Source organism: Arthrobacter sp. Cr_A7 (assembly GCF_029222765.1).
Classification (GTDB): Bacteria; Actinomycetota; Actinomycetes; order Actinomycetales; family Micrococcaceae; genus Arthrobacter.
In genome coordinates this window covers 1-7,531 of the sequence record NZ_JARHXQ010000019.1, presented here as the reverse complement: position 1 = coordinate 7,531, position 7,531 = coordinate 1, and the positions used below count along the sequence as shown (strand labels likewise).

7 protein-coding genes are annotated in these 7,531 nt (G+C 66.4%); 5 read left to right on the top strand and 2 right to left on the bottom strand.

The window, feature by feature from the left end:
• The coding region (locus tag P2Q66_RS01060; RefSeq protein ID WP_275724894.1) for an alpha-galactosidase at positions 1 to 2,186 on the top strand (2,186 nt) is incomplete at its 5' end.
• Positions 2,187 to 2,315: 129 nt separating this feature from the next.
• Positions 2,316 to 2,780 (top strand): type II 3-dehydroquinate dehydratase, encoded by a 465-nt coding sequence (aroQ, locus tag P2Q66_RS01055; RefSeq protein WP_275724892.1) that lies wholly within the window; start codon positions 2,316 to 2,318, stop codon positions 2,778 to 2,780.
• On the opposite strand, the gene P2Q66_RS01050 is transcribed toward aroQ, so the two are convergent.
• Complete coding sequence (locus P2Q66_RS01050) at positions 2,777 to 3,904, bottom strand: acyltransferase (RefSeq protein WP_275724890.1); 1,128 nt, start codon at positions 3,902 to 3,904, stop codon at positions 2,777 to 2,779. The genes aroQ and P2Q66_RS01050 overlap by 4 nt on opposite strands.
• Positions 3,905 to 4,244: 340 nt before the next feature.
• Between P2Q66_RS01050 and P2Q66_RS01045 the strand changes: the two genes are divergently transcribed.
• Entirely contained in the window at positions 4,245 to 5,027 is a 783-nt protein-coding gene (locus tag P2Q66_RS01045; RefSeq protein WP_275724888.1) for a polysaccharide deacetylase family protein, read from the top strand.
• A 23-nt stretch (positions 5,028 to 5,050) separates the two neighbouring features.
• On the opposite strand, the gene P2Q66_RS01040 is transcribed toward P2Q66_RS01045, so the two are convergent.
• Positions 5,051 to 6,235: a MarP family serine protease gene (locus tag P2Q66_RS01040; protein WP_275724886.1), complete on the bottom strand. Its 1,185-nt coding sequence runs from the start codon at positions 6,233 to 6,235 to the stop codon at positions 5,051 to 5,053.
• A gap of 251 nt (positions 6,236 to 6,486) precedes the next feature.
• Between P2Q66_RS01040 and P2Q66_RS01035 the strand changes: the two genes are divergently transcribed.
• Positions 6,487 to 7,164, top strand: coding sequence for a Crp/Fnr family transcriptional regulator (locus tag P2Q66_RS01035; protein WP_009359192.1), 678 nt, complete (start codon positions 6,487 to 6,489; stop codon positions 7,162 to 7,164).
• A 136-nt stretch (positions 7,165 to 7,300) separates the two neighbouring features.
• Positions 7,301 to 7,531 (top strand): GIY-YIG nuclease family protein (locus P2Q66_RS01030; protein ID WP_275724879.1); only part of this gene is annotated, 231 nt, incomplete at its 3' end.

Below are 7,531 nucleotides of genomic sequence, written 5' to 3'. Positions count from 1 at the left end.
TGCACCTCCGTTCCGCCGGCACCAGCCTGGTGATCAGCTTCGACAGCGGGGAGGCCGAGGTCATCCATTGGGGCGCCGACCTCGGTGCCACCCTGCCGGACCTGGCCATCCTCACCAGCCCCGTTCCCCACTCCGCCATCGACGCCCGCGTCCCCGCCGGCCTGCTCCCCCAGGCTTCCTCCTCCTGGCGCGGCCGTCCCGCCCTGCGCGGCTCCCGGATCACCGACGGCGGCGCCGGCGTCGACTTCTCCTCCCGCCTCCGCACCACCGCGGTCACCGCAGAGGGCACCAGCGCACACATAGTCCAGGCCGACGCCGATACCGGCATCAGCGTCTCGTCCAACCTGACGCTGCACGACGGCGGCCTGCTGGAACTGCGCCACACCGTCACCAACGAGGGCACCACCCCCTTCCAGGTGGACGAACTGGCCACCGTCCTCCCGGTGGCGCCGGACGCCGTCGAACTCCTTGACCTGACCGGCCGCTGGTGCCGCGAACGCCACCCGCAGCGGCGGGCCATCCAGCAGGGCACCTGGGTCCGCACCGGCCGGCACGGCCGCACCGGACACGACTCCTCCCTGCTGTTCGCCGCCGGCACCCCGGGTTTCGGCAACCGCCACGGCAAGGTCTGGGCCACCCACCTGGCCTGGAGCGGCAACCACGAGCAGTTCGCGGATACCATCGGCGACGGCCGGACCATGATCGGCGGCTCGGAGCTCCTGGGCCCCGCCGAGGTGGTCCTTGCACCGGGCGGCAGCTACACCACCCCGGCACTGTTCGCCGCCTACTCGGAATCAGGGCTGGACGGGATCACCGACGCCTTCTACAGCTGGTTCCGGTCCCGCCCGCACCACGTGCTCCCCGCCGCGTCCACCGGCCTGCCCGCCGGCAAGCCCCGCCCGGTGGTCCTGAACACCTGGGAGGCCGTGTACTTCGACCACAACCTGGACACGCTGATCGAACTCGCTGAGTCTGCGGCCGACCTTGGCGTGGAGCGCTTCGTGCTCGACGACGGCTGGTTCCGGGGCCGCCGCGACGACCAGGCGGGCCTCGGCGACTGGTACGTCGATGAGACCCTGTGGCCCAACGGCCTGACGCCGCTGATCGACGCGGTCACCTCGCGCGGGATGGAGTTCGGGCTGTGGGTGGAACCGGAAATGGTCAACCTGGACTCGGACGTCGCCCGGGCGCACCCGGACTGGATCGTGGGCCCCTCGGCCATCCAGCACAAGGACGGCGGCCGGCTGCCCCTGGAATGGCGCAACCAGCACATCATCGACCTGGTGAACCCGGAGGCGTGGCAGTACATCTACGACCGCATCGACGCGCTCCTGGCCGGCAACTACATCAGCTACCTCAAATGGGACCAGAACAGGGACCTGCTGGAGCACGGCCACGCCGGCCGCTCCTCGGTCCACGAACAGACCCTCGCCGCGTACCGCCTGTTCGACGAGCTCCGCAAGGCGCACCCCGGCGTCGAGATTGAAAGCTGCTCCTCCGGCGGCGCCCGGGTGGACCTGGGCATCCTGGAACGGACCGACCGGATCTGGGGGTCGGACTGCAACGATGCGCTGGAGCGGCAGACCATCCAGCGCTGGACCGGCGCCGTGGTCCCGCCGGAGCTGGTGGGCAGCCACATCGGTCCCACCACGTCCCACACCACGGCCCGGACGCACGATTTGTCCTTCCGCGCCATCACCGCCCTGTTCGGGCACTTCGGCATGGAGTGGGACGTCCGCGGCGTGCAGGGCGAGGAGCGTGAGGAACTGCGGCGCCTGGTGGGCCTGTACAAGGAGCACCGGGACCTGATCCACAGCGGCCGCCGGGTCCACGCCGACGTCGCTTCCGACGCGCTCCTGCTGCACGGCGTTGCTGCTGCCGGCACGCCAGTTGCAGAAGGCACGACGGCGGCCCTGTTCGCTTTGGTCAGCACCGGCACCTCCGCGGCCGAGGAACCCGGGCGGATTGGACTCCCCGGCCTGGATGCGGAACGCAGCTACCGGGTGGAGGCAATCTTCCCCGCGCCAAGCGACGCCGACTACGTCCACACCTTCACCCAGGTCCAGCCGCCGGCGTGGCTGTCCGACGGCGCGGCGGCAAGCGGCAGGTTCCTTGCCGAGGTGGGGCTTCCCATGCCCATCCTCAACCCTGAGCACGCGCTGCTGTTGAAGGTCACCGCCCTCTAGCAGGCGAGTGCTCTGCCCCGGCGTTTCCAAGCAACGCGGGGTCATTTATCGCCCATTCCGAACGTCGAAACGGGCACCAAGTGACCCCGCGTTTCTTTTGGCTGTAGCTCCGACGATAGATTTGCCTGCATGACTGAAGCCTCCTCCGCCGTCGACGCCGGCCGCGGCACCATCCTTGTGATCAATGGCCCCAACCTGAACCTCCTGGGCACCCGCGAGCCGGAAAAGTACGGCACCTCAACCCTCGCCGATGTGGAGCAGCTGGCCGCCGCCGCAGCGAAGGCCCATGGCTTCGACGTGGAATGTGTCCAGTCCAACCATGAGGGCGTTCTGCTGGATGTCATCCACGCGGCCCGGGGCACGGCCTCGGGTATCGTGATCAACGCCGGCGCTTTTACCCACACGTCCGTGGCACTCCGTGACGCCCTCGCCGCCGTGCAGCTTCCCGCCGTCGAGGTGCACATCACCAACGTGCACCAGCGCGAGGAATTCCGGCACCATTCGTACCTCTCGCCCGTGTGCGCGGCGGTCATCGTGGGGGCAGGCGTCACCGGGTACCGGCTGGCCATCGACTACCTGGGCGAAGTCCTCTAGCTGCGTGTTGCGGTCCGTGCGGGCCAGAGCCGTGGCGTCCTGCCGGCGGCCAGGTCTTCCACCCAGCCCACGCACAGGATGGCGGCTCCCAGGAGCGGCCAGACCATGAGGAACAGCAGCCAGTCGCTTTCCAGCAGCCAGGGAAAGGCCTCGCTGAGGACCGGGTTTTCCCAGCCGAGGTCAATGAGCGGGACCGCGGCGACGAGCAGCAGGTTATGCCACAGGTAGATGGTGATGGCCCGGTTGTTGACGAGCGTTACAACGCCGTCGAGGATCTTCATCCGCCCGGGCAACGCCGGCCAGACCGGGGAAAGCCGCAAAAGCACCGCGCAGTACCCCAAGGACCACAGGGCCTGGGCGAGCGGGATCTCGTTCAGGTTCCAGCCTTCCTCGCTAGGGTGGGTGGCCGCCCAGGCGAGTCCGAGCACCATGAGGGCCAGGGCAAGGACCACCACGACAGGGAACCGCAGTTTGCGCAGCAGGCCATCGTGGTGGGCGAAGCCGAGGATCCAGCACGAACCGAAGGTGATGAAGTCCGTGACGGGATTGTTCGCCCATTCCGGCAATGCCGCGTTTTCAAGGGTCAGGACAGCCAGAAGTCCAAGCGGGGCCAGCAAGGTAACCCAGGGAAACCGGCGGAACGCCTTGAGCAGCAGCGGCGAGAGCAGCATGAACCAGAAGTAGGCCCGGATGTACCACAGGATCTCCTCGGCCTGGAAACCCCATGAGGAGTCGGTCAGGACGCCATTTGTTCCCGCGCTTTGCGGGAACGGCGGGGTGCCCACCGGGACGAACCACAAAGCAAGGTCCAGCCAGTAGCCTTCCTCCTCCTGCCATGGCCTCCAGCCCGTGAGGAACAGCAGGCCCAGCACGGTGACGGCGTAGAGCCAGAGCGGAAGCAGCAGCCGCCGGGCCCGGCTTTTCAGGACCCCCGCAGCGGGCCGGTCCAGCGAACGGGCCATCAGGGCCCCTGCCAGGGCGAACATCACGCCCATTGAGGGAAACACGAGGCTCATCCAGACGGCACCCGAGAAGCTGTGGAAGGCAACCACCCGGGCCAGTGCCACCGCACGCAGGGTATCCAGGTACCGGTCCCGCCCGGGTGCCTGGATACCAGTTGACATGGCTTCCTTCCTCCCGGGTTGCCGCCTTGCTTCCGCACAACAGTAGAAGCACCAGCGGACGCGGGCATCTGTAGGAAGTACTCGAAGTTTTCCCTTGCCATACCTGCATCCCGGGCCGGATGTGGGGCAGGCCCGCGGGAACCCCCTTCTTTGGGATTGGGTAGCGCAGGCCCTCGACCCCAAAAGCACGCGCAGAATACTATTCGTTTACGCCGGGGAGCCCGGCCAGGGCGGACAATGCGGCTGTTACGGCTGCAGTAAGGGACCTCGTCCCGATACATAAAATAAGCGGATCCACGACCGATCCGCCGGTGCACATGTCAGGCCTTCGGGGTGCCCAATGCGAAAACTTTTTGTTCTGCTGACGTCCGTGTTTTTGGTGCTGACCCTCGGCGGCTTCACCGGGGATGCCGGCTTCAGCCGCGGCATGGTCAGCGTCACGTTCGACGACGGCTGGGCCAGCCAGCACCGGAATGCGCTACCCATTTTGGACAAGTATGGAATTCCGGCCACCATGTACATCCACTCCGGAGCGATTGACGAACAGCCCACGTACATGACCCAGGAGCAGATCCAGGACTTTGCGGACCGGGGCCATGAGATCGCGTCCCACTCGGTGACGCACGCGCACCTTCGCGAGGTCCCGGCCAGCCAGCTCGATGCGGAGCTGAGGGAAAGCCAGGCTACGCTGCGGCAGTTGTTCGGACCGGCGGCGGCCACCAGTTTCGCCTCGCCCTATGCCGAATACAACGAGGCGACCTTGGCGGCCATCAGGCAGGTCTACTCCAACCAGCGGGCCTATGACGACGACGGGACGGACGACTCCGGCTTCAACACCCGCCTCAACTACGACGCCTATAACTTGAGGGTGAAGTTCGTTGACGCCACCACCACCACGGCAACCGTGCAGGGGTGGATCGACTCCGCCAAGTTCTACAACGCCTGGCTGATCCTGGGCTACCACGAAGTGGGCGAGAACATCGGCGGCGGCGTCTACACCACGGACACCGCCGTACTCGATGCCGACATGAAAGCCGTCAGGGACAGCGGCCTTGGCATTATCACGGTCGCTGATGGCGCCGCCGAAGCCTTGCGGCAGGCGTCAGCAAACCTGCCAGGCTGACCCGCGACACCTGCGCGGGCTGGCTACTTCTGGATGCACTGCCCGGAGGAAACAGGCGACGTCAGCCCCGGGGCTTGCGCGGCGACCGGATTCAGGTCATCCATGGTGATGGCGAAGCCCATGTCCGTGTCCGAGGTGGCCTTGGCGAAGATGACGCCCGCCACCTGGCCGTCCGTTGTGAGCAGCGGCCCGCCGGAATTACCCGGCTGCACGTCGCCGGCCAGCCGGTAGATCTCCTCCGGTGTCGGGTTGCTGCCGTAAATGTCCGGGACCAGCACCGTGGTGATGTCCTGCACGGTGGCCGGCTTCGATTGGAAGGGACCGCCGTGCGGGTAGCCGGCGAAAGCCGCCGGGCTGCCGCCCGGCAGGTCTGTGCTCAGGCGCAGCGGCTGCGACGGCAGGTCCTCCACGGCCAGTACCGCGAGGTCATGCTTGGTGTCGAAGTAGACCACCCGGCCCGGCATCGCGCCGCCGTCGGGCAATTCCACCACCGGCTGCGACACGCCCGCCACAACGTGCGCGTTCGTCACCACGCGATCCTCGGAAACCACAAAGCCGGTGCCGGTCTGGTTTTGGCCGCATTCGTAGGCCGTGCCCGCAATTCTCAGGACGGACTCGGCCGCCCTGTTCAAGGCAGGGGTGTCAGTGCTGGCATTGGGCACGGGAACTACAGGGCCCTGTTCCAGCCCCTCAATGAGGGTGGGAATTCCGTTGCCAATAACTGCCGAGCGCAGCTGCGCCATGGTGGCCTTGACCGGGGTGGGGGTCAGTCCGTCGATGAACCGGATGACCTTGGATTCCGCCAGCTGCTGGGAAACGAGCGGCACACCCAGTGAACTGATGCTGAACGCGAGCATGGACATGACCAGCGCGGAAACCACAACATTGGCGGCGCCGCCCACCAGCCGGTCCGCTGCCCGCAGGGGCCGGATCCGCATAGCGCCGCGTATTTGCCGGCCCACCATGGTGCCCAGGCCATGCCCCAGGACCACCAGGACGACGGCGGCCGCCACGATGGCGGTCAGCCTCCATCCGGAGTCCTCAACGAAGCCGCTGACCAGGGGAACAGCGAAAAAGGCCGCCACGGCGCCGGCAGCAAAACCGGCGATGCCGCCCGCCGTCACGAGGAAGCCGTTGCGGAGGCCGTAGACCAGGTAGGACAGCAGGGCCAGGATCAAGATCAGGTCCAGGACAGTCAAGCCGACCACGAAGGCTCCTTATAAACAGTTGAAACCTCATTCTAATGGCGGTGGCTGACAATCATCTGTGGGTTTGCTTCTGCTGCCGGGCACCCGCCGGGCGCTCACGGACGGGCCGTAACGGGCCGGTGAAATGCGTCCGATCGCACCGTTTGGGCCCGTCATAGGGGCGTTTCGGCTGCCAAGTTCGTCACAGAACCTTGAAAATTCTGAAACAATGGCACAAGCGCCACAGCCGATACTTTTACTCAGGAGATTTTATGGACATCGAGGTACTGCGCCGAGCACCCCTTTTCGCCACGCTCGACGACGACGCATTCCGTCTGCTGACGGACGAGCTCACCGAGGTGGACCTTTCCCGCGGCGCATCTGTTTTCCGCGAGGGCGACCAGGGTGACCAGCTTTACTTCATCGTTTCCGGCAAGGTGAAGCTGGGACGCACCTCCCCGGACGGCCGCGAATCACTCCTGGCCATCCTCGGCCCGGGTGAACTGTTCGGCGAAATGGCGCTGTTCGATCCCAGCCCCCGCACCGCCACGGCAACCGCAGTCTCCGAGACCCGGCTGGCCGGATTGAAGAACGAGAGCCTGAACAACCTGCTCCGCACGCGCCCCGAGGTTTCGGCCCAGCTCCTGCAGGCTTTGGCCCGCCGTCTGCGCCGCACCAACGACTCCCTCTCGGACCTGGTGTTCTCCGACGTTCCCGGCCGCGTCGCCAAAGCACTGCTGGACCTGGCCGACCGCTTTGGCCGCCCCGCCACCGACGGTGTCCTGGTGGCCCACGAGCTTACGCAGGAAGAGCTGGCGCAGCTGGTGGGCGCCTCCCGCGAAACCGTGAACAAGGCCCTCGCCGAGTTCGTCCAGCGCGGCTGGCTCCGCCTGGAGGCCCGCGCCGTAGTCATCCTGGACATGCAGCGCCTCCGCCAGCGCTCCCGCTAAGCACCGCAAGAAGGTCGCCCCTCGGGGCGGCCTTTTGCATGCCGTTCGGTGGTTGAGCCTGTCGAAACCCAAGTGCCTTTCCACATAGCCGCCTCTGTCCCTCCTCTAGACAGTCCAGGCGCAGGAGAATCGGCCCATGCCATTCACCTACATGCTCCGATGCTCTGACGGGTCCTATTACGTAGGCAGCACAACAAACATCGAAGTTCGCCTCGCACAACACCAGACAGGTGCAGGAGCCGTTTATACCCGGCGTCGACGCCCTGTCGAACTCATATGGTTCGAAGAATTTAGCCGTATCGACCAAGCGTTCGCCAGGGAGAAACAGGTCCAGGGTTGGAGCCGCGCCAAACGGGAAGCGCTGATT

What these genes read in the sequence shown, in the direction of transcription:
- aroQ (WP_275724892.1), top strand. Translation starts at nt 2,316, where the DNA reads ATGACTGAAGCCTCCTCCGCCGTCGACGCCGGCCGCGGCACCATCCTT.
- P2Q66_RS01050 (WP_275724890.1), bottom strand. Translation starts at nt 3,904, where the DNA reads ATGTCAACTGGTATCCAGGCACCCGGGCGGGACCGGTACCTGGATACC.
- P2Q66_RS01045 (WP_275724888.1), top strand. Translation starts at nt 4,245, where the DNA reads ATGCGAAAACTTTTTGTTCTGCTGACGTCCGTGTTTTTGGTGCTGACC.
- P2Q66_RS01035 (WP_009359192.1), top strand. Translation starts at nt 6,487, where the DNA reads ATGGACATCGAGGTACTGCGCCGAGCACCCCTTTTCGCCACGCTCGAC.